Origin of the sequence: Aerococcus urinaeequi (genome assembly GCF_001543205.1) — a bacterium.
GTDB lineage: Bacteria > Bacillota > Bacilli > Lactobacillales > Aerococcaceae > Aerococcus > Aerococcus urinaeequi.
Genome location: NZ_CP014162.1, coordinates 276,354 through 301,343, shown reverse-complemented (window position 1 = coordinate 301,343; position 24,990 = coordinate 276,354). Strand labels below are relative to the sequence as shown.

The following is a 24,990-nucleotide window of genomic DNA, read 5'->3' as shown; positions in this document are numbered from 1 at the left end:
GAGTGTTACCAAGAATGGCTTTCGAAAGTTTATCGGATAGGCTACAAGGCGCTGTCCAAAACATGGGTAAGAAGGGTAAAATTACCGAGGGCGATTTAAAAGAAATGATGCGTGAAGTACGTTTGGCTTTATTAGAAGCTGACGTAAACTTCAAAGTAGTTAAAAACTTTGTTAAACGTGTCAATGAACGTGCGCTAAACAGTGAAGTATTACAATCACTATCGCCAGCGCAACAAGTCGTGAAAATTGTAAACGACGAATTAACTGACTTAATGGGTGGAGAACACGAAGATATTCAATTCGCAACCACACCACCAACCGTGATTATGATGGCGGGGCTTCAAGGTGCCGGGAAAACAACTACCGTTGGTAAGTTAGCAGCTTTCTTGAAGAAAAATGACCACAAGAAACCCTTGCTGGTAGCCGGCGATATTTACCGTCCAGCTGCTATCAACCAGTTACAAACAATCGGTCAACAATTAGACTTACCAGTCTTTACTTTGGGTGACCAAGTAAGTCCGGTTGAGATTGCGACTCAAGCGATTGAACATGCCAAAATGAATGGCCATGACCTAGTCTTCATCGATACGGCCGGTCGTCTACAAATTGACGAACGGTTAATGACTGAGTTAAAAGATATTAAAGCAGCCGTTAATCCGGATGAAATCTTATTAACTGTTGACTCGATGACTGGTCAAGAGGCAGCCAACGTTGCTAAGGCCTTTGACGAAGAGTTGGATATCACAGGGGTTGTCTTAACAAAATTAGATGGTGACACCCGTGGTGGTGCGGCCTTATCTATCGTTTCTGTAACTGGTAAACCGATTAAATTTACGGGTACTGGTGAGAAATTAAACGAGATTGAGCGCTTCTACCCAGACCGTATGTCTAACCGAATTTTGGGTATGGGGGATATGTTAACCCTTATCGAGAAAGCCCAAGCTGAGTTTGATGAAAATGAAGCAGAAGCGATGGCAGCTAAGATGCGTGAAAATACCTATGACTTCAATGACTTCATCAAAAATATGGACCAAATGAATAAAATGGGTTCAATGAAGGATATCTTGAAGATGATTCCAGGTATGAATAAGATGGGGAATTTGGATGACTTAAATGTTGATCCAAAGCAAATGGCTCAAACTAGAGCCATGATTCAATCGATGACCCCATTTGAACGTGAAAATCCAGATTCAATTAGCCAATCTCGTCGTCGCCGGATTGCAAAAGGTTCAGCTACTACATTACAAGAAGTGAACCGGTTGATTAAACAATTTAACGAGTCACGTAAATTGATGTCAGCTATGTCTAACGGCAACATGGGCGCTCTTCAAAATATGATGGGTGGCCTAGGAGGCGGTGGCTTCGGTGGATTTGGTGGTGGCGGTAACCGCAACAAGAACCGTGTCGCTGAATTACAAGCCAAACAAATGGCCCGTAAACTGAAAAAAGCCAAGAAAAAAGGGAAATAAGCTAATTTATAAAAATTATCTTACCCTGTAAAGAGAAAATACTTTACAAGCTGACAAAAACTTGTTATCATGTTTACTTGTGATGAGCTTTTAAGGCTTTAAATATATAAAACACTTAATTTTTAGGAGGAACTTACTCATGGCAGTAAAAATTCGTTTAAAACGTATGGGATCTAAACGTAACCCATTCTACCGTATCGTTGCAGCAGACGCACGTGCACCACGTGATGGTCGTATCATTGAAAAAATTGGTACTTACAACCCAACAACTCAACCAGAAACTATCGAGTTAGATGAAGAGTTAGCTTTAAAATGGTTAAAAGATGGTGCGCAACCAACTGATACAGTTCGTGATATTTTATCTCGTCAAGGCGTTATGAAAAAACACCACGAAAACAAATTAGAAGCTAAAGCAGCTAACAAATAAGCGTAAACATTATGAATGATATGCCAAATATTGAAGATTTATTGCTAACAATTGTGAAACCATTGGTGAATCATCCTGATGAAGTCCAATTGCACATTGTTGATGGAGATGAATTTTTAGAATACCATTTGTTGCTACATCCTGATGATGTTGGCCGGGTGATTGGCAAGGGTGGCCGCGTTGCAAATGCAATCCGTACCATTATCTATTCAGTCCGAGTAGAAGGACCAAAGAGAATTCGCTTGGTAATTGATAGAGAAGATTAAACAGGGTGTAAGAGTCGACGTTCAGAAAGAAAACGTTGGAAGATTAGAGCAGTAGCTGACGAAGTCAGTTACAATCTAATCTGAAACGCAGTTCTTTCTGGAGACTCGAACCCGACTAAACAGGGTGCGATAGGCGAGCTCAACTTCACAAGGTGCGATAGTGGAGCTCACCTTTTAATTGGGTTTAGACAAAGTTTGCAACAAAGCAATTCGCTTTTTGAGGGCGTGGACAGAAATGTCTGCGTCTTTTTTGTATGCTTTTATTGTAGGCATTAACTGCGCCGTCTTGGTTTTTAAGGTGTATTCATGTAAAATAAGACTGACGTTTGACCATGATGGTCTATATGGCTATAGTGGTTGCTAGAAATGTGAGGTGTGTCCTATTCTAATAAGCGGTTTGAATATTGGAAGATTGACACGTAAGAAGGGAAGGCAATAGATATGGTGAAGATTGAGGGAATGGCTGAAGAACAGTATTATTTGGTCGGGAAAATAGTGAATACACAGGCTTTACGCGGTGAAGTGCGTGTGATGGCGACAACTGATTTCCCGGAAGAACGCTTTAAAATAGGCGCGACTTTGGCGATTTTTAATGGCAATAAATTGGTTGAGACTGTTGAAGTGGATGGTCACCGCCTGCATAAGAATTTCAATTTGTTGCATTTTAAGGGCAAGGACAATATTAATGATGTAGAAAAATTCAAAGGATTTGATTTGAAGGTTGCGGGCACTGAGCGCGAGGCGGACGAATTGGATGAGAATGAGTTTTATTATGACGACATTATTGGTCTAGAAGTCTATACGACTGATGAGATTTATCTAGGCAAGGTGCGTGAGATTACGTCACTACCGTCTAATGATGTGTGGGCTATTCAGCGTCCAAATAAAGGGAAAGATATTTTGATTCCTTATATTGAAGATATCGTATTGGAGATTGATTTGTCTGGTAACCGAGTTGTGATTGAACCGATGGATGGCTTAATTGAAGACGTGGATGCAGAAAAAGGTGACGTCTAATGCAGATTGATGTATTAAGCCTTTTTCCAGAGATGTTTGAAGGTCCAATGAACACGTCAATTATTGGGAAGGCCCAGGAAAAAGGGGTGGCCAATATTGATGTGACGGACTTTCGTAAGTTTGCAGTAAACAAACACGGGCATGTGGACGATTATCCTTATGGCGGTGGTGCTGGGATGTTGCTACGGGTGGATCCGATTAATGATGCCTTAGAAGAAATTGAGGGTAAACATCCTGATACTAAAAAACGGGTGATTTTGATGGATCCAGCTGGCGAAACTTTTACGCAGAAACATGCGGAATCATTTGCTGAAGATGACCATTTAATTTTTATTTGTGGCCACTACGAAGGCTATGACGAGCGGATTCGGTCATATGTGACCGATGAAATTTCGGTTGGAGACTATGTACTTACTGGTGGCGAATTAGGGGCTATGATTGTGATTGACGCTACTGTCCGCTTGCTTGAAGATGCGGTTGGGAACGAGGAATCAATCACTGGTGACTCCTTCTCGACTGGTTTGTTAGAGTATCCACAATATACTCGCCCAGCTGAATACAAAGGAATGACTGTGCCGGATGTATTAATGTCTGGTAACCATGCTAAGATTGCTGATTGGAAGGGGAAAGAGTCCTTACGCCGGACCTATGAACGTCGACCAGATATGCTGGAAAATTATCCATTAACGGGCCAACAAGCCAAATGGTTAGAAGAAATTAAAGCTGAAGCTGAATAGGACGGATAAGAGCGGTCTATTGTGTGGATCACAGTTTCAGGATAGTTTTAATATGGCTATCCTTTTTATTTATTCTCTATTCCTGATACAATATGAGTTAAGAATGGGGGCGATGTTATGCCATGGAATATGCAAGATTATCCTGACAGTTTAAAAAATTTTAATGAGGTTGAACGGAAAAGATCATTGATATCATGAATGCCATGGAAGCTTCGGGTTACAAAGAGGAAGATTTAATACCAATTGCAATCCAACAAGGTAAAGAATGGTATCAGAATGCTTCTGATACAGAGATTGCGGAAGTTAAACAGGCAACCAATCCCAAAAAGAGCGATAAGCATGATACTCAATCGGTCAATCCTAATTTGATGGATGAGGACGTTCAAGTGAAGTATGATCATGAGCATGAACAATGGCAAGTGATTACCGTGAAGGCGGAACGTGCTGCGGATACTTTTGACTTAAAAGAGGATGCCGTGAAGCGGGCTAAGGAAATTGCTGATAACAAGGGGACAAAAGTCATTACCTATACTAAAGATGGTAAGCGGCAATAACAGTCAAAATGTTATAGTTAGACATCATAAAACACCTACCTTTAGGATATTAGAGGTAGGTGTTTATTTTTATTCGAAAATGGTATTGGCTACGTTTAATTGTTTCATTAAGGCTGTCTTTTTGAATTGGTGTTCATCGATTTCTTCTAAAATTGACCGTAAGAGGTTGATCCCTTCGAGGATATGTTCACCTTTATTTAACATGACACATTCAGCTCGTGACCCCATAGACACATCTGAAATTTCAGCACGTGAAGGTACACCTGATTTTACCAAGGATTCAAGGACCTGGGTGGCCCAAATTACAGGGATTTGTGCAGCCTCGCAGAACCAAAGAATTTCTTCTTGGACAACAGACAGTCGTAGATAGCCAACTTCTACAGCTAAGTCTCCTCTAGCGATCATAATGCCTGTTGGTCGGTAGCGGTTTGCTTCGATAATAATATTGATGAGGTTCTCAAAACCAGAGACGGTTTCTAGTTTGATCGTCGCCAGTTTATCTTGGTCTTCGGTTACTTTTTCTGCCATTACTTGATTGATATGACGAACGTCGTCCAAGTCGTGGACGAAGGAGAAGCCGATAACGTCAGCAGCTTCTTTTGAAAAAGCCAAATCATCGATATCTTTATCGGTTAATACAGGGATATTTAACTCACGATCAGGGAAGTTGATGCCTTTCGTGGCTTTCACTTTCTTACCGTTTGATGCCATTTGGGTGATGCGAATTTTCACCCCTTCAGGATAAGTTTTTTGGACTTTACCTATAATTTTACCATCATCAAGTGACACCACCTCAGCAACCTTTAAATCTTGAATAATTTCTGGAATTGGACAAGATAAGACAATTTCACAATCATAAAAGTCTTTTAATGTCGTATCGCTTGTGAGGAAAAAACTATCTCCCTCATAGAGCTTGGGGTTTTGCAGGGTGGTATAGATGGCTTGAATTCGTACTTTAGGACCAGCAATGTCGGTAAAAATTTTAATGTCACGCTCGTATTTCTTGCCAGCTTGATGAATATTTTCAACCATTTTCCGCCAAGTAGATACATCATCATGTGCACAGTTAATACGGGCTACGTCTAAACCTGCCTCTACCATGCGATCAACTAGGTCTTGGTCAGTGGCGGCTTCATTGGGCATAGTCACCATAATGCGGGAATAACGGTTGTTAGCTCCTTGGCCAAAGAAATCTTTGGTGAGTTTGTCTAGGGTAGAGCCGTGTCCTTGACTGGTTTTCGTCATATGTTCAGGAATGTCAACTGCAGGCATGTCCGCACTTTTTGCTAAATGATAAGCGACTAGATCAAGGGTAGATAATACATGTCCTTCGAGCCGACCGAGTGAAGAAAGACCAAGATTTCCCAATTTTAATTGAAGGTTGCGAATATCACGGCGACGAAGGGCAACATAATAGGCAAAATTTAAGGCTGCTTCTTTAAAATCTTCACGGAGGGTAGAAGGATCCCAGGATGCATAAATTTGTTGGCCATCCTTATAGACATTTTTACGTAAGTCAGATACTTCTAAATATAAATCTTTATAGATATTGTTTATTTGTTGTTTGTCGTTTGTCATCATTTTGTCTCCTTTATCACTAATTTGTAACCGTTTCCTATTTATCTATCATTGTATCGTGAACCCGAGTAACTAACAAATATTTAGTTGTTGAGATTGGGGTGTTTTATTGAAAAAATTGTTATTAAGGTTACTTAGTCTAAGGGTATTAATTAGCATAAAGTACAAATTGACAGCAAAAATTTTTATAAGAGATTCACTATTTATAACAAGAAACTTTCAACTTTCTATTTACAATAAGTGATAAATTTGATATAGTATTAAAGGTGTTGTTTCAACACATACTTTATGATATTCCGCTGTGGCAAAACTGCCATATGAGTGTTGTTGGAAGGAGAGAATCTAAATGAGTAATTTAATTGATCAAATCACTTCAGAACAACTACGTAACGATGTACCTGACTTCCGTCCTGGTGACACTGTTCGTGTACACGCGAAAGTTGTTGAGGGTGAACGTGAACGTATCCAGTTATTTGACGGTGTTGTTATCCAACGTCGTGGTGCTGGTATCAGCGAAACTTACACAGTTCGTAAAATTTCAAACGGTGTTGGTGTTGAACGTACTTTCCCAGTACACACACCACGCGTAGCTAAAATTGAAGTATTACGTGAAGGTAAAGTTCGTCGTGCTAAATTGTTCTACTTACGTGACTTACATGGTAAGGCTGCACGTATTCCAGAACGTCGCCGTAAACAAAAATAATGCTACCACAGTAGCTATACAGAGAATCCCAATCGAGCTTTTTCTTGGTTGGGATTTTTTTATTTAGATATATTTAAAGAGTCAAACTTGTCAAAGAGGGGTATGATATTGATGCATGAAGGACGATTGAATTATCGTTTGGGTTTATTGTCGGTTGTAACTGGGGTTATCGTGGGAATTGTGTTGTCTGGATTTCGACTGGCTATTCCAGCAATCATGCATGTGGTTGAGGGTGTTTTGGTCTGGGGACAGACTTCGATTTGGCATAGCATCGGCTTTGTTTTGATGTTTGCGGTTATCGGCTGCATTGTGGCTTGGACAGCTAAGCAGGAACCTATGATTGGTGGGTCAGGTATTCCACAAATTGCTGGGAAATTAAGCGGTAAGCTCAATTTTTCATGGGCATCGGTCTTATTTTATAAATTATTAGGTGGTTTATTGGCTATCGGATCAGGTTTGACGCTTGGTCGTGAAGGTCCTTCTGTTCAAATCGGTGCTTCAATCGGGCAAGGGGTGGCAGAAGTTACCAAAACGCCTGCTAAATCCGGTAAATACTTGATTGTTGGGGCTGCAGGAGCCGGTTTAGCGACAGCTTTTAATGCCCCTGTTTCAGGTATTATTTTCTGCTTAGAGGAATTATTGAAGAAGGTTACTCGTCGTGGATTTTTGTCTGCCACTCTAACGATAATTACAGCATCTTTAGTATCGATAGCACTGATTGGAGATGCTGCTGCTATCACTATTCCTCAAGCTTTACATGTAGAAATGACTACTTACCCGTATCTACTTATTTTAGGGATCTTGTTAGGTTTATCAGGTGTACTTTTTAATAAAGTTATCTTATGGTCTAAAGCTATATATAGTAAATGGACTGCACCTACTTTTTGGAAAATGGTTTTTCCCTTTGTGCTAACGGCACTTGTACTTTTGATGGATGTGCGGTTAATCGGGTCAGGCGAAGAACTCATTTTGCTACCATTTTTAGATAATCCGGGTCTGTTGACCTTGCTCTATCTATTCCTGGCAAAACTATTTCTGCTCGGTGTGGCATTCGGGTCAGGCATACCAGGCGGTATCTTTTTCCCATTATTATCTCTTGGGGCTTTAGTAGGGAATATTTATGCGAGTGGATTGTATGCTTTTGGTCTAGTGGATGCATACACGATTACGGTCTTTACGGTGATTGCTATGGCAGCTCATTTTGCAGCGATTGTAAGGGCACCATTGACAGGGATTTTCTTGATATTAGAGATGACAGGGGGATCTATCCAGTATTTACTCCCAATTGCCATTGTTACTTTTATTGCTTATTTTGTGGCAGAAATATGCCAATCTGAGCCTATATACGAATCTTTATTAGGGTTGATGGTGAGTGATTCAGAATAGCTTCTTTGGTGGTGTAGTGGTTTATTCACAGAACATGGAAATGATGGCCTTATATTTACCAAAGTTAGATTATTAAAAATACAAAAACAGCTACTAGGTGGTTGATATCACCTAGTAGCTGTTTTTTTATGTATCGAAAATTCGCTTATTTATTTTCTTAGATACTATCACTTAATCTTCTAAGAAAATCGCTTTTGTTTCTAAGTAGTCTTCGACACCGTATAGACCGTTTTCGCGACCTAGTCCGGATTGTTTGTAGCCACCAAATGGCGCAAGCGGATTACGTTCTGATTTGTTTACAAAGATATTACCAGTTCGTAATTGCTTAGCTACTTTATAAGCATCTTCAGTAGGTCCAACTACTGCACCTGAAAGGCCATAAATTGAGTCATTTGCGATTTCAATGGCCTCTTCTTCAGTATCGTACGTGATGATGACAAGTACAGGGCCAAAAATTTCTTCTTGGGCAATCGTCATATCATTAGTCACGTTTGTGAAGACAGTAGGTGTTACAAAATGACCAGTTTCAATGGCTGGTTTTTTATCACCGACTAAAACTTTAGCACCTTCTGCTTTACCTTTTTCAATATATTCGAGTACTGTTTTCTTTTGATTAGCAGATACCATTGGGCCAACAAGCGTATTTGGATCAGCAGGATCACCGATAACGACGTTCTCTTCATAGAAAGATTTTACTTTAGCTTCTACATCAGCTAATTCGTCTTTAGGTACTAACAGTCTTGTAAGTGCAGTACAAGTTTGCCCTTGGTTGTTTAAAATAGTGCCCATTGCTTTTTTAACTGCAAAGGATAAATCGCCACCAGGTAAATAAACTAACGCAGATTTACCACCTAGTTCAAGAATGATATGCTTGATGCCTTTAGCAGCATTTTCATACAGTCCTTGACCAACTTCTGTTGAGCCAGTAAAGGAAACAACGGCAACATCTTCATGTTCAGCTAGATAGTTACCAGCCCCACTACCGCTTCCAAGGATTAGGTTGAATACACCTTTTGGAAAGCCTACTTTTTCAGCTAATTCAAATAGTTTAACTGCAGTGAGTGGTGTATCAGATGCTGGTTTAACAACTACGGTATTCCCAGCTAATAAAGCAGGTGTGATTTTACGTTGAATTTGATTTAATGGATAGTTCCAAGGGGTGATTGCAGCAACTACACCATAACCTTCTTTAATTACTTTGGTGTTCCCAACTTGTTCAGTTAAGTCGTAGTCTTTGATTGCATCTACTGTGGCAGACATTTCATCAATCGCTAAACCAACTTGTCCTGACTCGGAGAAGGTCTTGGCAGCACCAAATTCTTCAACAATAATGTCACGAATTTCTTCTTTATGGGCTTTGATTTCAGCTAATAATTTTTCTACATAACCGGTTCTTTCTTCAAGAGATAGATTATTCCAAGCAGGAAAGGCTGTCTTAGCTGCTTCAACTGCTTGGTCAACATCTTCATTTGCAGAGTATGCGACTTGGGCAAACTTTTCTTCAGTTGTCGGGTTTTCTACTTCTTTGTACTCATTATTGGTAGGGGTTGTCCACATACCGTTAATGAAATTGTTATACTTTTTCATGAGAAATCCTCCTTAAAATCTTTTGCCTAACTATCTTATATGATAAAGGACATTTGAATAGCTAGCTAGTGAAACGAATTGGCGCTCCTTGTTCTTGATCGTTACCGTGGAGTCTGAAAGAGCCTTTTTATTTTAAAAAGAAGGTAGACCGATTACTTTGTATGAATTTAGATGAAAAATAAAATTTGTGTCAAAAAGGGCTAGAAATTGTGGGTTTAGAGGCTTATAATTAGCTATCAGAAAACAATGTTAACACCTAATTTTATGCTATTTTTAGGTTAATGGAGGGGTAAATTTGAAATTGGGGATAGCGGGGACTGGGAAAGTCGTTGAGCAATTTTTGCCGGTAATTGCCGAGTTACCAGAAATACAAGTGACTGCAATTAATTCAACACCAAAAAGTGTTGATAAGGCAATCGCCTTTCAAGAACAGTACGGAATTGATCAAGTCTTTAGCGATTACAGTCAATTCCTAACAGAAGCAGATATTGATACAGTTTATGTTGCAGTAATTAATAATTTACATTTTCCTTTTGCTAAGGAAGCCTTGCTCCATGGTAAGCATGTGATTTGCGAAAAACCATTCACAATGTCACAAAGGGAATTAATTGAATTAGAACGACTATCCATTGATTATGATTTAGTATTGGCTGAGGCTGTAACAGGTCAGTTTGTCGAAAATTATGGTAAAATTCGCGAATTGCTACCACTCCTTGGCGATATTAAGTTAATTGAATGTAATTTTTCAAAATACTCTAGTAAATACGACTCCTTCACAGCAGGTAACGTTTTACCCGCCTTTGATGCTAAAAATGGCGGTGGTGCCTTGATGGATTTAAATTCATCCAATATACATTTCGTTGTTGGCTTAATTGGTAGACCAGATAAGGTCGCTTATTATCCAAATATTGAAAACTCTATTGATACATCGGGTGTGTTAATTATGGACTATACGGATACTAAAGCAGTATGTATGGCTTCTAAAAATTCTACCGGGAAAAATGGCGCAACCATTCAAGGTACGAAAGGAACTATTAGAGTGAATAGTGCGACCAATCGTATTACCTCTTTTGATATCTGCACAAATGATGGCTATAAGGAACATTTTGAATTAAATGCTTGTCACCATAAAATGGCCGCTGAATTTAAGATTTTTGCCAATTGGATTGATCATGGTGATACGATGTTTGCAGAAGAACACTTAGCTCAAAGTTTAACTGTTATGGAAGTCTTAGACATGGCTATCGCAGATTCAGACCTAAAAGAAGACCCTTTTTGGGAACCAAAACTGACATTTTAAGATTATTTAAGTCCGGATATTTTATTCGGGCTTTTTTTAATAAACCAAAAGATTTGCCTTAGAGTGCACTCCAGGGGTTAGACTAGATTTACCTGGAGGTGGAAATATGAAAACACGTAATTTAGGTAATAGTGGATTGGTTGTTTCAGAGATTGGTTTTGGTGCAATGGGCATGTCCATGGGGTATGGGGTAAGACCAGATAGACAGGACATGATTCAGGTACTTAGAGATGTTTATGAGATGGGTGAACGCTTTTATGATACGGCGGAAATTTATGGCCCTTATCATAATGAAGAGTTAGTTGGTGAAGCACTCGCACCTTTTAAGAAGGATGTAACAATCGCCAGTAAAGTTGGGATTAAAATGGTTGATGGTAAGCAAGTTGTAGACGGTAATACGGCAGGTATTGAAAAATCTATCGAAGGTAGTTTAAAGAGATTACAGATAGATACGCTTGATTTATATTACTTACATCGGGTAGACCCAAATATTCCAATTGAAGAAATTGCCGAAACGATGGGTAAATTAAAAAAGGCTGGTAAAATTCGTCACTGGGGACTTTCAGAAGCAGGTGTTAATACTATTCGTAAAGCCCATGCAGTTGAACCATTAGCTGCAGTTGAATCAGAATATTCTTTATGGACACGTGAGCCTGAAGAAGAATTGCTGCCTACACTGAGAGAGTTAGGAATTGGTTTTGTGCCATTTTCCCCATTAGGTAAAGGTTTCTTAACGGGTAAAATTAAAACGCTGGATGACTTAAATGAAGCGGATGGGCGAGCGGGCTTACCAAGATTTCAAAAGGATGCTTTGGAAGCTAATTTATTGTTGGTTGAAATCATTGAAGATATGGCTAAAGAAAAAAATGCAACGCCAGCGCAAATTGCTTTAGCATGGTTGTTAGCTCAAGGAGATTATATCGTACCAATTCCTGGAACTACAAAAGCCCATCGTGCGAAGGAAAATATGGGAGCTAGTGATGTGGCATTCACCGCAGACGAGTTGAGTCGCTTAACAACGGCAGCCAATATGGTGCAGATTGTTGGTAATCGCTATACGCCAGAAATGCAAGCCCGCGTTGGTTTATAACTATTTTCAAGGAAGTTTGGATATCATATCTGGGCTTCTTTCTTGAGTTTGCTTGATTTTTAACATATGATAGACAAAAGCTTGGAGTGATCTACAGGGTAGCAATTAGAAGGAGTCGCATATGAATATTAAAAAGGTCAGCGAAATTACTGGCGTTTCAGCGGATACTATTCGTTATTATGAAAAAATCGGTCTAATCCATCCTATTAAACGCAATGAGAACGGTGTGCGGGTATTTGATGAAGAGGATTTACGATGGATTCACTTTGCACGTGCCATGAGAACTGCAGGACTATCAATTGAGTCCTTAACGAATTATGTTAGTATGTTCCAAGAAGGTGACCATACGATTGAAGCCCGTAAAGAAATCTTACGTGACCAAATTGAAGATTTAACAGAACGAATTGACGTCCTACAAGCTGCAAAGGACCGTCTAGAATTCAAATTAGCCAATTATGATACGCACCTAAGACCGTATGAAACATCATTACGCGAAGGTGAGCAAGTTGAAATACAGTCATAATCAATTAGAAGAAAACTATTAGCAAGTCACTATTGACCATAAATAGTGGCTTTTTTTTGATGCGCTACTACTAGTTTATTCAGTTAAATTTTGAATATGATTTTAGCAAGTTCCACTTCAAAGGGGAAAATGACAATTTATGAAAGCCTTTACATGAGCTTTGGCGCATTCTATCATAAGGGTATGTTAAAGGCATGCACAATTTAGATTTTATTCATACTAAGGTGTGCAAAAGAAAATAGGAGGTCATCATTAATTTTTGCTGCTCTAATTATTCAATAGGAGGATTAAAATGAATAACGGTTTTTTAGAAAAGTTTGCGAATACTTTGGGAGGATTTGCAAATACAATTAATAACTTGCGTTACATCAAGGTAATTAAAAATGCTTTTGCAGCTTTATTACCAGTTATTATTACTGGTGCTTTTGGGACATTATTCTCGGCTATGGTATTTGATTCAGAGAATGGCTTAGCTCAGATTAGTTTTCTACGTTTCTTAGAGAATTTGAAACCAATTTCCGCATCTATTTCTTATGTAACACTTAGTTTCTTAACGATTTATGCAGTATTTTTAATTGGTATTGAACTAGCCAAACTCAATAATATTAAAGGTGTTTTCCCTGGTATAGTGGCCGTCATGTCATACTTATCAGTTAACCCAACCTTTATTGAGTTTATGGATGGTGACAATGCTTTAATTATTGAAAATGTTTTAGGTAAACAGTATTCCGATACTAAAGGCTTATTCCTTGGGATGTTTATCGCTATTTTATCCATCGAGCTTTATAGTTGGCTGGACCGTCAAGAAAAGCTCACAATCAAAATGCCAGAAACAGTACCTTCAAATGTGTCTGCCTCATTTTCAGCTTTAATTCCTACGGTACTAACCGTATCTATTATTGCCGCATTAGGCTTTGCTATTCTCTCATTAACGGGTATGTATGCATATGACATCGTCTATACAATCGTACAGCAACCATTAGAAGGGATTATTCAAGGGCTACCGGGCTTACTTGTTTTAATGTTAATTGCACAAATTTTCTGGGTAATTGGTATTCATGGGAATCAAATGGTTAAACCAATTCGGGAACCTTTATTACTTGGTGCGATTGCAGTGAATACGGAGGCTTTCAACGCTGGGAAAGAATTACCTAATATTATTACGATGCCATTCTGGGATATGTATATGAGTATAGGTGGATCTGGTGTAACGATTAGTCTATTAATCGCTATTTTCATCGTAACTAAACGAAAAGATTACCTACAAATTGCGAAACTGTCTGCAGCACCAGGACTGTTCAACATTAATGAACCCCTAATTTTTGGATTACCAATTATGTTAAATCCAATCTTAGCAATTCCTTTTATTATCACACCATTAGTGACAGGTACGATTGGTTACTTTGCTACGGCGATTGGTTTTGCTGGAAAAGCTGTTGTCATGGTGCCGTGGCCGACACCACCAATTATTAATGCTTATATCGCAACTGCCGGAAGCGTTGGGGCAGTCATTACCCAATTAATTTGTATTGTCGTAGCCGTATTAATTTATTTACCATTTGTAAAAGTAGCAGATAAAATGGTTAAAACTGAGGAGGCTTAATAGTGAGTAGACCTATACCAAAGGATTTTATTTTAGGGGCTGCAACGTCAGCTTGGCAAACAGAGGGATGGTCAGGGAAAAAAGATGGGCAAGATTCTTATCTAGATGAATGGTTTAAAAAAGAAAATTTTGTTTGGCATAACGGTGAGGGACCAGATATTGCTACGAACTTTATGGTGCAATATCAAGAAGATATCGACATTATGCAAGACATACAACTCACCCACTATAGAACTTCTATTAATTGGTCACGTTTTTTCACAGACTATGAAGCCTGCACTGTTGATGAGGACTATGCCAACCATATTGACCAAGTGATAGATGGCCTTGTTGCAGCTGGTGTTGAACCAATGATCTGTTTAGAACATTATGAGTTGCCTAAATTTCTATCCGATAAGTATGATGGCTGGTCCTCTAAGAAGGTTGTCGAGCTCTATGTGAAATATGCAGCTATTGTATTTGAACGCTATGGTGATAGGGTGAAAAACTGGTTTACCTTTAATGAACCGATTGTCGTGCAAACCAGAGTGTATCTAGATGCCCTACGCTGGCCACACGAGCAAAATTCAAAAAGATGGATGCTGTGGAATTTTCATAAAACCCTCGCAACCGCTAAAGTCATTAAACTATTTCGCGAAAAAGGGTATGAGGGACGAGTTGGCTGTATTTTAAATCCGGAAATGGTTTATCCTAGATCAAGTTCTAAAGAAGACCAAGCCGCTGCACATTATTATGATTTGTTTTATAACCGTGTATTTTTTGACCCTATGGTATTAGGAACTTACTCGCCTGAATTCATGCAGCTATGTATCGAAAATGATATCTATTTTGACCCTACAGAAGAAGAACTGGCATTGATTAAACAGTATACTGTCGACTTTTTAGGTGTAAACCAGTACTATCCTAAACGTATAAAAGCACAACGATTTGCATGGGCAGAAGATCAGCCATTCCATCCTACTAAGTATTATGAGGAGTTTGACCTACCTGGACGACAAATGAATAAATCGCGAGGCTGGGAAATCTATCCTCAAATTATGTACGATATGGCCATGTATCTGACTGAAAACTATCCGGACCTCACTTGGTTAGTAGCAGAGAATGGGATGGGACAAGAAAATGAACAACAGTTCAAAAATGCAGACAACATTATTCAGGATGATTATCGCATAGAATTTATTAGTCAGCACTTATCACAATTACTAAGAGCAGTAGATGATGGGGCTCGGTGCGAAGGGTATATGTTATGGGCTTTTACAGATTGTGTATCACCGATGAATGCCTTTAAGAATCGTTATGGTTTAGTTGAAATCGACTTAGACGATCATCGAAAAAGAGTTAAGAAAAAGTCAGCAGATTGGTATCGAACTTTAATCACTGACCGTGTATTAGATATATAAGCAAGTTTTATTATCAAGTTTTATTATAAGGAGAGGTAATTGTATGGGGAAATTGAATATTGTATTAGTTTGTTCAGCCGGAATGAGCACGAGTTTGTTAGTTTCAAAAATGAAAAAAGCTGCAGAAGACTCGGGTGTTGATGTGAGCATTGAAGCTATTGCTTCTTCTGTAGCTGTAGAGCAATTAGCCGATACACCAGCAGATGTATTATTACTAGGACCACAAGTAAGATTCCTAGAAAAAGACTATAAGAATCGATTTACAGATATCAAAGTAGATATGATCAGCCCAATGGATTACGGGACTATGAATGGTGAAGCGGTATTATCGCAAGCATTAAAACTAGCCAATTAACTTCAAGCCTCACTGAATGTATTCGGTGAGGCTTTTATTTACTTGTCAGTTTATAGCTTTCCGCTTTGAAGCGGAAAATGTAGATAAATGAAAGCCTTTACATAAATATAAGGACACCTTACAATTTAACTATAAACAATATAGAAAAGGAGGACAATCTAGACACCATAAGTTGAGAAAGAATGAGTGTGACACCATCATGGAAAATATAGAATTCGTAACAACAGAAATTGACATTATAAAAAAACTATTTCAGAAGAAAGCTACTTATATCTCAAGTAAAGAACTCGCTGCTGAAATTGGTGTATCGGATAAAACAGTCCGAAAATATATTAATCATGCAAAAGAGGCGCTAGAGCAATATGGCGCCACGATAGAGATGAAAAAGGGGAGTGGTTATTTACTCAACATAGAAGATCAACATACTTTTTATTCACTTCTAGAAGAAATAAACTCACCACAGCTATCAACAGCTATTTCAAGTGGCCCATCAGATAACATAGAAAGAGAACGGTTTATTTTAAATTTACTATTACTAGAAAATAAGCAAGTGACGATTCATGAACTAGCAGAAACAATGTTTATCAGCAAATCAACTGTTTCTGCAGTTATCCAACAAATTAAGCATAAGATCAATGCGTTCAATTTGACCTTAAATTATGATTATCAAGGAAATCTATTGATATTAGGAGAAGAGTTAGAGAAAAGACGATTTATTTTAAGTTATTTTTATTCTAACCGGTCGATTGAGTCATTAAATACGACATTATTTGATTATCAATTTGAAGGTTTTTCTATGGAAACAATTTTTATTATTGTCCTCGAAAAATGTCGCGAATATCAGGTTCAAGTATCTGATTTTGTTTTACAAAATTTAGTTATTCATATTTCCTTAGCTATCAAAAGAATTGAAAGTGGCTTCGTGATCAATCCTAAAGATGAAATCTCTTCAACAGATATAGAGAAAGAATTATTTGTTGCTGAAAAGATCGTAGCGAGTATAGAAGAATTGATTGGTATTGAATTTCCAGAAAATGAAGCTTTTTACATAGCGGTCCACTTAAAATCGAAGTCGAATCAACTGGGAGAGGACACTAAGTTTGAAGATAAGGAATTACAAATTCAGTTATTGGAAAAGCTTGAACAGTTGAATACGGTAGTAGATACCCCCTTTTTAATTGATCAACAGTTATTGATGGGCCTTAAAATACATTTTGAACCTTTGATGACACGGCTGAAGAATCATATTGCCTTATCCAACCCTTTAACTGAAGAAGTTGTGACGAAGTTTCCGAAACTCTTCGCTAAGTCTAAGCAAGTTTTAGCAACTATGCCAATATTAAAGCATTATGAAGTCAGTGACCATGAATGGTCTTATATTCTGTTACATATTCTTGCTGCAGTAGAACGCTATAAATTAGCGTCAAAACTAAAGGTAATCGTCATTTGTGCAACCGGCTTAGGTAGTGCGCAAATGCTGAAAAACCGACTGGAAAATGAGTTCTCTAATAGTTTATCTATTGAAAGCGTGATTTCGTACTATCAGTTAAATGGTGAGATGTTAAAAGATATAGACTTGATTATCTCCACCATTGATATTTCTACTACATTTTATTCGGTACCAGTTGTGAATGTCAGTGTGTTTTTGAATAAAGAGGATATTGATTTAATTAATAAATATGTTGGCCGAGACCGTTCAAGCCAAGTAAAGAAAAATAAATTGCATATCAATCAGCGTAAAAGTCAGGACATTTTCAACCAGTATTTCTCTACCGATCGGTTTATCCAATTTGAGCCGGGAACTTCTAGGGATGAGATGATGCAACAATTGATTGCTACTTTAAGTGATAGCAGTACTAGCGTATTTGTAGGTGAATTAGAGAAACAAATCCAGATTCGTGAGCAATTTAGTTCGTTAGCTTTCTCGCAGTTAGCAGCATTTCCGCATCCTGCACAACCCGTTGGTATATCAAGTGAGATTGCGATCGGTCTGCTACCGAGTGGCCTTTATTGGGATGCAGATCATCCAAAAATAAAGATTGTCTTTTTAATGTCACACTCACGTATTGAAAATCCTGGTTTAGAGATGATAAATGAAGGACTAGCAGCGTTTATACATCAAGAAGACTTGATGTACCAGCTGATATTGCAGCCATCATTCGAACAATTTAAAACTTTATTTATGCATGTACTAGGGTGAAATGAGGTTATATGATGAACAATTCAATTGAAATTATGCTTGTATGTTCAGCCGGGATGAGTACAAGTATGCTTGTTAGGGCAATGAAAAATGTGATTAGTGATCGCAATTTAAAGGTAAATGTATTTGCAAAGCCGTCTACGGATGCGATGGAGTACCTAGATGAATATCCAGTAGATGTCGTTTTACTAGGACCACATGTAAGATTTTTTGAAGATAACTATAAGGAAGAACTGGCGCAAAAAAAGATACCTGTAACTGTTATTCCGCCTCGTGATTACGGGACAATGAACGGTGAAAAGGTGTTGGAATTGGCAATGAATTTATTAGAGAAATAGGTGGAAAAATGGAAGATACGAACTTACAAATTATGAATCTGATTATTAATGCTGGAGATGCTAAAAGTAGCGCAATGGAAGCTATTTATGCAGCTAAGAAAAAGGATTTTGTACTAGCAGAAAATAAAATAAAAGAAGCGAACGTCAAAATCAATAAAGCACACAATTCACAAACGGATTTATTAACAGAAGAGGCCAATGGTAATCATACAGAACTCAGTTTATTGATGGTACACGCCCAAGATCATTTGATGACCGCATTAACATTTTTAGATTTAGCTAAAGAAGTGATAGATGTCTATAAAACCATTGATGTAGCGCTTGTTGAAGGGTCATAAATAGAAAGGTAATGATATGTTGAATAAAAAATTCTTATGGGGCGGTGCATCAGCTGCCAATCAAATTGAAGGTGGTTTTGAAGAAGATGGTCGTGGGCTATCAAATATTGATTTACTACCGTATGGAGACCAAAGGTTAGCGATTGCCCAGGGTAAAATGCATTATAGTGAAGCAAAGGAAGATGCATATTATCCTTCACATACAGGTGTTGACTTTTATCACCATTATAAAGAAGATATTCAGTTGATGGCAGACTTAAATGTAAATGCATTTAGATTTTCAATATCTTGGTCTAGGATTTTTCCAACTGGTCTAGAAACAAGTCCTAATGAAGAAGGGTTGAAATTCTATGATAATTTAATTGATGAATTACTGAAATACCAAATTGAACCCGTGGTAACAATCAGCCATTTTGATGTACCAAAAGGTTTAATGGATGCATTTGAATCTTGGAAAAGCCGAGAAATGATTGCACAATTTGAAAAATATGCGCGAACGCTTTTTAATCGATACAAAGGGAGGGTGAAATACTGGATTAGTTTCAATGAAATCAATATGTTACTACATAAACCTTTCACCGGAGCGGGCATATTCATTGATGACCAAAAAGAGAATCGTAAGCAAGTGATTTTTCAAGCGGCACATTATGAAATGGTGGCTAGTGCTTTAGCTACAAAGGCCTTACGGGAGATAGATCCGGATGCCCAGTTAGGAGCAATGTTAGCCGCAGGGGATTATTATCCCTATAGCGCTAACCCAGAAGACGTATTTGTAGCTCAAAAAGCCAACCAAGAGAATTTCTTCTTTTTAGATGTACAGTCAAGAGGAGAATATCCAAGGTGGGCACTGAAACAATTTGAGGCAGAGAATTTATCCTTAGACATCACAGCGGATGATTTACAGATTCTTAAAGAGAACACTTGTGATTTTATTTCTTTTAGCTATTATTCCTCTAGAACCTCTAAAGCAGATACTTCTGATGTGGATACCAATACGGGAAATGCAGCTGGCGGTGTCGTGAATCCGTATTTAAAACGGTCTGAATGGGGATGGATGATTGACCCCTTAGGCCTTCGAATAGTGATGAATTCTATCTGGGATAGGTATCAGAAGCCGTTGATGATTGTCGAAAATGGACTTGGGGCAAAAGATACTTTAACCGATACAGATGTGGTGCATGATGACTACCGAATTGCCTACTTAAATACTCATCTGGAGATGATTAAAGAAAGCATGACGGAAGATGGGATTCCCTTAATGGGCTTTATTATGTGGTCAATCCTTGACTTAGTTTCTTCTTCAAGTGGTGAAATGTCTAAACGTTACGGTTTGATTTATGTCGATAAAGACAATTTGGGAAATGGTAGTTACCGTCGAATTAAAAAAGATTCATTCTATTGGTTTAAAGATTATATTACAGAAAATAAATAAGTAATTCATGTGGGGGAAAAGATGCATTTAACAGTTATAGGTTTAGGGAAAATGGGGCTTTCGCTAGCACAGCAACTGCTTGACCAAGGCAAAAGTATTTCTGGTTTTGACATTAATCAAACAATTGCTCAAAGTATACAAGATGAACGTTTTACATTTTTGAATGAATTAAATGACTTGAAAAAAATTGAGGAAAGCAAAATAGTATTGCTATTATTGCCAGCAGGCGATATTACGCATCAGACTATTGAAAAGTTGTCTGATATATTAAGTAGTCAGGATGTCATTATTGATTTCTCTAATTCATACTTTAAAAATTCAATACAAGAATATCACTTTTTAGCATCACAGGGTATTGTCTATCATGATTGTGGTTTATCTGGTGGTGTGTCTGGGGCAAGAAACGGGGCTTGTATGATGTTAGGTGGCGCAGAATATGCTGAAGCAGCTATTTTAGCATTGTTGTCTGACTTATGTGTCCCTGGCGGCTTTGACGCATATGTTGGCGTTGGTAGTGGCCACTATCTCAAGATGGTTCATAATGGCATTGAGTACGGTATGATGCAGGCCATTGCTGAAGGCTTGGCCTTATTAGATGGGCAAGAAAGATTCGATTATGATTTGGAAAAAGTCACGGCTAATTGGTCATCTGGTTCAATTATCGAATCTGCTTTACTTAATCATATTACGGATGAATTACGTTTGGATAATATCTTAAGTCAGTTTTCTGATAAAGTTTCAGCTTCTGGTGAAGCAAAGTGGATGGTTAAAGAAGCTTTAGATGAAGAAGTACCTGTCCCAGTGACAGCACTCGCTTTGATGAAACGAAACGCCTCGTTAGCATCACAGCCATTTTCAAATAAAGTAATTTCAGCCATGCGCTATCATTTTGGAGGACATAGAGAATTTTGACAAAACATATTATCAGTATTGATGTCGGGACAACAAATATGAAGATGACATTGTTCGATCAACAATACCAGCTAGTAGAAAGCCAAAAATTTGCACATAAACACCACCTGATTACCGACATCATTTTTGAATTAAATCTTGAAGAGATTTGGGGAAACTTAATCTTTGGATTGGAAAAATGGCTAGCAAACTATAAGTTGACCAATGTCGAATTAATATTAACGACTGCTATGCACAGTATTCAATTATTGAATCAGAATATGCAATTAGTAGGTTCTTTGATTACATGGGCAGATAACCGGGGGACCAATGCCATAGAAAAAACATCACAAATTGACCGAGAAAACCAGTATTATCAAACTGGGACACCAATTCATCCCATGAATCCATATTTTAAACTGTTGGAATTATTTGATGATAGTCTCAATGATGACACTAGGTATAAATTGGATAAGGGGCTACTGATTGGTTCTTTAAAAGATGTTTTATACTATCGGTTAACAGGTGATTGGGTTGTCGATATCAGTAATGCATCAAGTAGTGGCCTATTGGATTTAAAGAATTTGACTTGGGATAGTAAAAGTCTGCATGATATTGGGCTATCAATAAAGCAATTACCTAGTATTAAACCTTTAACTTATAGTAGACAGGTGAATATACCACAGTTTTCAAATTTAGAGATGACGGTGATATTAGGGACATCTGATGGTGTATCATCCAATTTTGCCTTTAATGATCTACCGCATACGGCAGTTTTATCTATTGGTACTAGTCATGCTATACGTATTATTCATCATGATATTCAGTTAGATTATCACACCCATAATTTTTGTTATGCGATTGATGAAAATCAGTATTTAGTAGGGATTCCGAGTAATAATGGGGCTAATATATTATCATGGGCCAACCGTATTTTTAATAGCACATTTGATGAATTAAATGAAATTATGAAAATACGCCCAGCAGTATCAGCAACTTTCTTACCGTATCTGAACGGTGAACGAGGACCGATTTGGGATGACCGTGCTTGTGCTTTATTTACGAATCTTTCCAGAAATGACGACCGAGAAAGTATTCTTTTTTCTCTGATTCTTGGAATGATTTTCAACATTAAAGAGAATGTTAATGCGCTATCAGACTTAGTAGCTTTTGATTCGATCGGTTTAGTAGGTGGTGTCACACAACTTGAGTCTTTCCCGCAGCTTCTCTCAGATGTTTTAGGAATCAAATTATATCTTCCTAAACTTGAGAATGCTGAAACAATGGGGAGTATTCGTTCAACTAGACAACTTTTAATCGTCAATGACTATCGAATCGTAACACCAAATATAAGCGCCTTTCATCAGTTTAATGAAGCATATGTAAACTATCAAAAACAAAAAAATTTATTTTATACAAATGAAAGTCCGACGTCATAATCGGACTTTTTCTATCCTAAAAAAGTATTCAATTGATTAATACAGATAGATTTTTCTGCATAGCTTATCATGTTATGATTATTGTAAGAAAGTGCTTTAGGAGGTCGCTATGATAACTTGGACAAAAGTCGCACTAGGCGCATTAACAGGTATTGTTGCTAGCCAAATTGTTAGAGCCCGCAAGGTGAATATTTCTTACGCTGCGCAATTGGTCGAGGATAGTCTGACCCTGGCTTCCAGTATTCTTCCTGGTCAAAAATCTAATGATGACCGTCTGTACACCCTCGCTTATAACCGCAATGAGCTACCATTAGCCCTTAGCTAGACCAAACGTTCAATGGGATTTGACTATTTTGATGATTTTACAGATACTTTTACAGTGCAAAATGACTTATCGGCGCCAAGTTCAGATCAGCCAGAAAAAATCATTTTCTACCTTTCAGGTGGCGGCTTTTGGATACAACCAACTTTATTGCACTTTAATATGGCCCGTAAATTGGCAGACCTAACTAATCGACAAATAGTGATGCCCTTGTATCCAAAGGGGCCTATCCATAATGTGGTGGATGCTCATAAAATGATTTTGAAGCGGTATCTATATTTAATAGAAGAAAAGGGGATTGCCCCAAAAACATTGCTATTCTTGGTGATTCGGCAGGCGGTGCTTTGACGATTTCCTTTATAAAGCAATTGCAAATTCTATGATGAAGAGGACTTTTTAGCTAATAGCTTTCTGACAAGCTTATGTTACAATAAATGTAGTAATGAATTTAGAAGATAAACGGAGGAATACCATGCCATCAATTGAACCAATTTTAGAGAAAATGTTTAACGATAAGAAAGTACCCGTTAAGAAGAATAAATTCAATGAAGACCAAGTGGTTTTCTCAGGTGCTTACCGTATTGCTGAAGATAAAACGATTCCTTTTAACGTAGTAGCACGTGAGTTTAAAGAAGGTTCATCCATAACGGAATACCAAATCACTTATCGTAAATTAGTCCAAGTTGAAGATTTCAACAATCAAACAAAAGCTTTAGCAGTGATTAATGAAATCAACCTAAAACGTGCAGGCTACTACACTTTAATCTTGACTGGTGACGGGGAAATTTACCTACGCTTATTATCAAGAACCACTGAAGATCCACAATTATTGTATGAATTAATGGTCTTTGGTTCAGCGACTGCACGTCTTGTGTACCCTGAATTAGAAGAGAAAATTAATGGCAAAAAGGTTGAAGTACTCAAAACCCAACCAAAAGCTGAATAAAAATTCGAATATATAAAAGCTAATCCGCCCCAAAATGTATGTCCAATATTACGTACAAGGGCAGATAGGCCGTCATAAGTGCGCAACTCGCCGCACTTATGGCGGTCTTTTTTTGCCCATTTTTCCAGTTTTGCTAGCAAAATTTGCCGAAATACAAAAGTTGCACAATTTTTATCGACAACATTAAATTCTTAACAATAAGTGCATATAAAAAGTCGAATGTTCGTCCATAAGGGTCATTTCCCGACCTAAATTAACCTTTTTCAATAAAATGTTCAGTTTTAACTTGTCTTTACCCATAAAGTTCGTTAAGGTAAGCACATGGTTATCCGGAAAACGAATATTCCGAAATAATTCAACGGAAACGTATGTGTTTATGAAAAGGAGCGATTTTTAGCAATGCTTATTTATTCAGGTAAGACGAAAAACTTATGCCAAGATGATAACGGCCAATATTATTTCCAATTTAAAGACGATGTTACGGGTAAAGATGGGGTATTTGACCCAGGTGAAAACCAAGTAGGGGCAACGATTGAAGGGTCAGGCCACTCTAATGTTGTGCTTTCAACATACTTTTTTGAATTATTTAAAGAAAAGAATATTCCAACGCATTATATTTCTTCAAATACTGAAGAAAACACCATGCAAATTGAAAAAGCCTCTGTATTTGGTGAAGGGTTAGAAGTAATTTGTCGTTTTAAAGCTGTTGGTAGCTTTATCAGACGTTACGGGGCTTACATTGAATCAGGTACACCACTTGATGCCTACGTAGAGTTCACTTTAAAAGATGATGACCGCCAAGATCCCTTGATTACCCAAGATGCCTTAGAGCAATTAGATATTTTAAAAGCTGGCGAATATGACCAATTGAAGAAATTAACACAAGATATCTCCCTAGTTATCAAAGAAGCTTTAGCCGAAAAAGGCCTAGAATTATATGACATCAAATTAGAATTTGGTCGCTTAGACAATTCTGATGTCATTGTCTTAATCGATGAAGTTGCAGGTGGAAACATGCGTGTCTATAAAGGTGATGAATACATCGAACCTTTAGCTTTAGTAGATTACTTTGAATAAGTGGAGGATCAA

26 protein-coding genes are annotated in these 24,990 nt (G+C 37.9%); 24 read left to right on the top strand and 2 right to left on the bottom strand.

Going from position 1 to position 24,990, the window contains the following annotated elements; all coding sequences use genetic code 11:
- Window positions 1-14: 14 nt before the first annotated feature.
- From ffh to AWM74_RS01360, 6 genes are all read left to right on the top strand, one after another.
- Window positions 15-1,469, top strand: a complete 1,455-nt coding sequence (gene ffh, locus AWM74_RS01385) for a signal recognition particle protein (RefSeq protein WP_026466317.1) — start codon at window positions 15-17, stop codon at window positions 1,467-1,469.
- A 139-nt stretch (window positions 1,470-1,608) separates the two neighbouring features.
- On the top strand, window positions 1,609-1,896 hold the full coding sequence (gene rpsP, locus AWM74_RS01380; protein ID WP_016896836.1) for a 30S ribosomal protein S16: 288 nt from the start codon (window positions 1,609-1,611) through the stop codon (window positions 1,894-1,896).
- Window positions 1,897-1,916: 20 nt separating this feature from the next.
- Window positions 1,917-2,162, top strand: coding sequence for a KH domain-containing protein (locus tag AWM74_RS01375; protein WP_026466316.1), 246 nt, complete (start codon window positions 1,917-1,919; stop codon window positions 2,160-2,162).
- A gap of 441 nt (window positions 2,163-2,603) precedes the next feature.
- Window positions 2,604-3,179, top strand: a complete 576-nt coding sequence (gene rimM / locus AWM74_RS01370) for a ribosome maturation factor RimM (RefSeq protein WP_026466315.1) — start codon at window positions 2,604-2,606, stop codon at window positions 3,177-3,179.
- Window positions 3,179-3,916, top strand: coding sequence for a tRNA (guanosine(37)-N1)-methyltransferase TrmD (gene trmD, locus AWM74_RS01365; RefSeq protein ID WP_026466314.1), 738 nt, complete (start codon window positions 3,179-3,181; stop codon window positions 3,914-3,916). The genes rimM and trmD overlap by 1 nt, the downstream gene beginning before the upstream one ends.
- A gap of 194 nt (window positions 3,917-4,110) precedes the next feature.
- The gene (locus AWM74_RS01360) at window positions 4,111-4,470 is read left to right on the top strand and encodes a DUF2188 domain-containing protein (RefSeq protein WP_236702840.1); all 360 of its coding nucleotides are present in this window, start codon (window positions 4,111-4,113) and stop codon (window positions 4,468-4,470) included.
- Between the two features lie 69 nt (window positions 4,471-4,539).
- On the opposite strand, the gene AWM74_RS01355 is transcribed toward AWM74_RS01360, so the two are convergent.
- A complete protein-coding gene (locus tag AWM74_RS01355; protein ID WP_034258251.1) occupies window positions 4,540-6,051 on the bottom strand; it encodes a pyruvate kinase in 1,512 nt (503 codons plus the stop codon).
- Window positions 6,052-6,394: 343 nt separating this feature from the next.
- On the opposite strand from AWM74_RS01355, the gene rplS reads away from it, so the two are divergent.
- A complete protein-coding gene (gene rplS / locus AWM74_RS01350) occupies window positions 6,395-6,751 on the top strand; it encodes a 50S ribosomal protein L19 (protein WP_004262406.1) in 357 nt (118 codons plus the stop codon).
- A gap of 111 nt (window positions 6,752-6,862) precedes the next feature.
- Window positions 6,863-8,137, top strand: a complete 1,275-nt coding sequence (locus AWM74_RS01345; RefSeq protein ID WP_026466312.1) for a ClC family H(+)/Cl(-) exchange transporter — start codon at window positions 6,863-6,865, stop codon at window positions 8,135-8,137.
- A gap of 171 nt (window positions 8,138-8,308) precedes the next feature.
- Here the strand turns inward: AWM74_RS01345 and AWM74_RS01340 are convergent, their stop codons facing one another.
- On the bottom strand, window positions 8,309-9,724 hold the full coding sequence (locus tag AWM74_RS01340) for an aldehyde dehydrogenase family protein (RefSeq protein ID WP_026466311.1): 1,416 nt from the start codon (window positions 9,722-9,724) through the stop codon (window positions 8,309-8,311).
- 295 nt (window positions 9,725-10,019) lie between these two features.
- Here AWM74_RS01340 and AWM74_RS01335 point away from each other — a divergent pair, with 295 nt between their 5' ends.
- The 16 genes from AWM74_RS01335 to AWM74_RS01260 all read left to right on the top strand — a co-directional run bounded on the left by AWM74_RS01335 (window position 10,020) and on the right by AWM74_RS01260 (window position 24,978).
- Entirely contained in the window at window positions 10,020-11,024 is a 1,005-nt protein-coding gene (locus AWM74_RS01335; RefSeq protein ID WP_026466310.1) for a Gfo/Idh/MocA family protein, read from the top strand.
- Window positions 11,025-11,130: 106 nt separating this feature from the next.
- Window positions 11,131-12,114 (top strand): aldo/keto reductase, encoded by a 984-nt coding sequence (locus AWM74_RS01330; protein ID WP_026466309.1) that lies wholly within the window; start codon window positions 11,131-11,133, stop codon window positions 12,112-12,114.
- 121 nt (window positions 12,115-12,235) lie between these two features.
- Window positions 12,236-12,637: a MerR family transcriptional regulator gene (locus AWM74_RS01325; RefSeq protein ID WP_026466308.1), complete on the top strand. Its 402-nt coding sequence runs from the start codon at window positions 12,236-12,238 to the stop codon at window positions 12,635-12,637.
- 292 nt (window positions 12,638-12,929) lie between these two features.
- Complete coding sequence (locus AWM74_RS01320) at window positions 12,930-14,240, top strand: PTS sugar transporter subunit IIC (RefSeq protein WP_026466307.1); 1,311 nt, start codon at window positions 12,930-12,932, stop codon at window positions 14,238-14,240.
- Window positions 14,241-14,242: 2 nt separating this feature from the next.
- Window positions 14,243-15,640: a glycoside hydrolase family 1 protein gene (locus tag AWM74_RS01315; RefSeq protein WP_026466306.1), complete on the top strand. Its 1,398-nt coding sequence runs from the start codon at window positions 14,243-14,245 to the stop codon at window positions 15,638-15,640.
- Window positions 15,641-15,683: 43 nt separating this feature from the next.
- Window positions 15,684-15,995 (top strand): PTS sugar transporter subunit IIB, encoded by a 312-nt coding sequence (locus tag AWM74_RS01310; protein WP_026466305.1) that lies wholly within the window; start codon window positions 15,684-15,686, stop codon window positions 15,993-15,995.
- Between the two features lie 199 nt (window positions 15,996-16,194).
- Complete coding sequence (locus AWM74_RS01305) at window positions 16,195-18,195, top strand: BglG family transcription antiterminator (protein ID WP_148639027.1); 2,001 nt, start codon at window positions 16,195-16,197, stop codon at window positions 18,193-18,195.
- Window positions 18,196-18,206: 11 nt separating this feature from the next.
- The gene (locus AWM74_RS01300) at window positions 18,207-18,533 is read left to right on the top strand and encodes a PTS sugar transporter subunit IIB (protein WP_026466303.1); all 327 of its coding nucleotides are present in this window, start codon (window positions 18,207-18,209) and stop codon (window positions 18,531-18,533) included.
- An 8-nt stretch (window positions 18,534-18,541) separates the two neighbouring features.
- Window positions 18,542-18,871, top strand: a complete 330-nt coding sequence (locus AWM74_RS01295; RefSeq protein ID WP_026466302.1) for a PTS sugar transporter subunit IIA — start codon at window positions 18,542-18,544, stop codon at window positions 18,869-18,871.
- A 16-nt stretch (window positions 18,872-18,887) separates the two neighbouring features.
- Window positions 18,888-20,303, top strand: coding sequence for a 6-phospho-beta-glucosidase (locus AWM74_RS01290; RefSeq protein ID WP_026466301.1), 1,416 nt, complete (start codon window positions 18,888-18,890; stop codon window positions 20,301-20,303).
- A gap of 21 nt (window positions 20,304-20,324) precedes the next feature.
- Entirely contained in the window at window positions 20,325-21,215 is an 891-nt protein-coding gene (locus tag AWM74_RS01285) for an NADP-dependent phosphogluconate dehydrogenase (protein ID WP_026466300.1), read from the top strand.
- On the top strand, window positions 21,212-22,633 hold the full coding sequence (locus AWM74_RS01280; protein ID WP_026466299.1) for an FGGY family carbohydrate kinase: 1,422 nt from the start codon (window positions 21,212-21,214) through the stop codon (window positions 22,631-22,633). The genes AWM74_RS01285 and AWM74_RS01280 overlap by 4 nt, the downstream gene beginning before the upstream one ends.
- Before the next feature lie 109 nt (window positions 22,634-22,742).
- Complete coding sequence (locus tag AWM74_RS09515; RefSeq protein WP_026466298.1) at window positions 22,743-22,958, top strand: hypothetical protein; 216 nt, start codon at window positions 22,743-22,745, stop codon at window positions 22,956-22,958.
- Window positions 22,959-22,970: 12 nt separating this feature from the next.
- Window positions 22,971-23,303, top strand: a complete 333-nt coding sequence (locus AWM74_RS09510) for an alpha/beta hydrolase fold domain-containing protein (protein WP_026466297.1) — start codon at window positions 22,971-22,973, stop codon at window positions 23,301-23,303.
- Between the two features lie 124 nt (window positions 23,304-23,427).
- On the top strand, window positions 23,428-23,901 hold the full coding sequence (locus AWM74_RS01265) for a hypothetical protein (protein WP_016896846.1): 474 nt from the start codon (window positions 23,428-23,430) through the stop codon (window positions 23,899-23,901).
- 399 nt (window positions 23,902-24,300) lie between these two features.
- Entirely contained in the window at window positions 24,301-24,978 is a 678-nt protein-coding gene (locus AWM74_RS01260) for a phosphoribosylaminoimidazolesuccinocarboxamide synthase (RefSeq protein WP_026466296.1), read from the top strand.
- The last annotated feature ends 12 nt before the right edge of the window (window positions 24,979-24,990 follow it).

Coding starts and splice junctions, on each gene's coding strand:
- AWM74_RS01345 (WP_026466312.1), top strand. CDS start 6,863: ATGCATGAAGGACGATTGAATTATCGTTTGGGTTTATTGTCGGTTGTA.
- AWM74_RS01305 (WP_148639027.1), top strand. CDS start 16,195: ATGGAAAATATAGAATTCGTAACAACAGAAATTGACATTATAAAAAAA.
- rpsP (WP_016896836.1), top strand. CDS start 1,609: ATGGCAGTAAAAATTCGTTTAAAACGTATGGGATCTAAACGTAACCCA.
- AWM74_RS01290 (WP_026466301.1), top strand. CDS start 18,888: ATGTTGAATAAAAAATTCTTATGGGGCGGTGCATCAGCTGCCAATCAA.
- AWM74_RS01310 (WP_026466305.1), top strand. CDS start 15,684: ATGGGGAAATTGAATATTGTATTAGTTTGTTCAGCCGGAATGAGCACG.
- AWM74_RS01260 (WP_026466296.1), top strand. CDS start 24,301: ATGCTTATTTATTCAGGTAAGACGAAAAACTTATGCCAAGATGATAAC.
- rplS (WP_004262406.1), top strand. CDS start 6,395: ATGAGTAATTTAATTGATCAAATCACTTCAGAACAACTACGTAACGAT.
- ffh (WP_026466317.1), top strand. CDS start 15: ATGGCTTTCGAAAGTTTATCGGATAGGCTACAAGGCGCTGTCCAAAAC.
- AWM74_RS01340 (WP_026466311.1), bottom strand. CDS start 9,724: ATGAAAAAGTATAACAATTTCATTAACGGTATGTGGACAACCCCTACC.
- AWM74_RS01300 (WP_026466303.1), top strand. CDS start 18,207: ATGATGAACAATTCAATTGAAATTATGCTTGTATGTTCAGCCGGGATG.
- AWM74_RS01375 (WP_026466316.1), top strand. CDS start 1,917: ATGCCAAATATTGAAGATTTATTGCTAACAATTGTGAAACCATTGGTG.
- AWM74_RS01295 (WP_026466302.1), top strand. CDS start 18,542: ATGGAAGATACGAACTTACAAATTATGAATCTGATTATTAATGCTGGA.
- rimM (WP_026466315.1), top strand. CDS start 2,604: ATGGTGAAGATTGAGGGAATGGCTGAAGAACAGTATTATTTGGTCGGG.
- AWM74_RS09510 (WP_026466297.1), top strand. CDS start 22,971: ATGGGATTTGACTATTTTGATGATTTTACAGATACTTTTACAGTGCAA.
- AWM74_RS09515 (WP_026466298.1), top strand. CDS start 22,743: ATGATAACTTGGACAAAAGTCGCACTAGGCGCATTAACAGGTATTGTT.
- AWM74_RS01360 (WP_236702840.1), top strand. CDS start 4,111: ATGAATGCCATGGAAGCTTCGGGTTACAAAGAGGAAGATTTAATACCA.
- AWM74_RS01325 (WP_026466308.1), top strand. CDS start 12,236: ATGAATATTAAAAAGGTCAGCGAAATTACTGGCGTTTCAGCGGATACT.
- AWM74_RS01285 (WP_026466300.1), top strand. CDS start 20,325: ATGCATTTAACAGTTATAGGTTTAGGGAAAATGGGGCTTTCGCTAGCA.
- AWM74_RS01265 (WP_016896846.1), top strand. CDS start 23,428: ATGCCATCAATTGAACCAATTTTAGAGAAAATGTTTAACGATAAGAAA.
- AWM74_RS01330 (WP_026466309.1), top strand. CDS start 11,131: ATGAAAACACGTAATTTAGGTAATAGTGGATTGGTTGTTTCAGAGATT.
- AWM74_RS01320 (WP_026466307.1), top strand. CDS start 12,930: ATGAATAACGGTTTTTTAGAAAAGTTTGCGAATACTTTGGGAGGATTT.
- AWM74_RS01355 (WP_034258251.1), bottom strand. CDS start 6,051: ATGATGACAAACGACAAACAACAAATAAACAATATCTATAAAGATTTA.
- trmD (WP_026466314.1), top strand. CDS start 3,179: ATGCAGATTGATGTATTAAGCCTTTTTCCAGAGATGTTTGAAGGTCCA.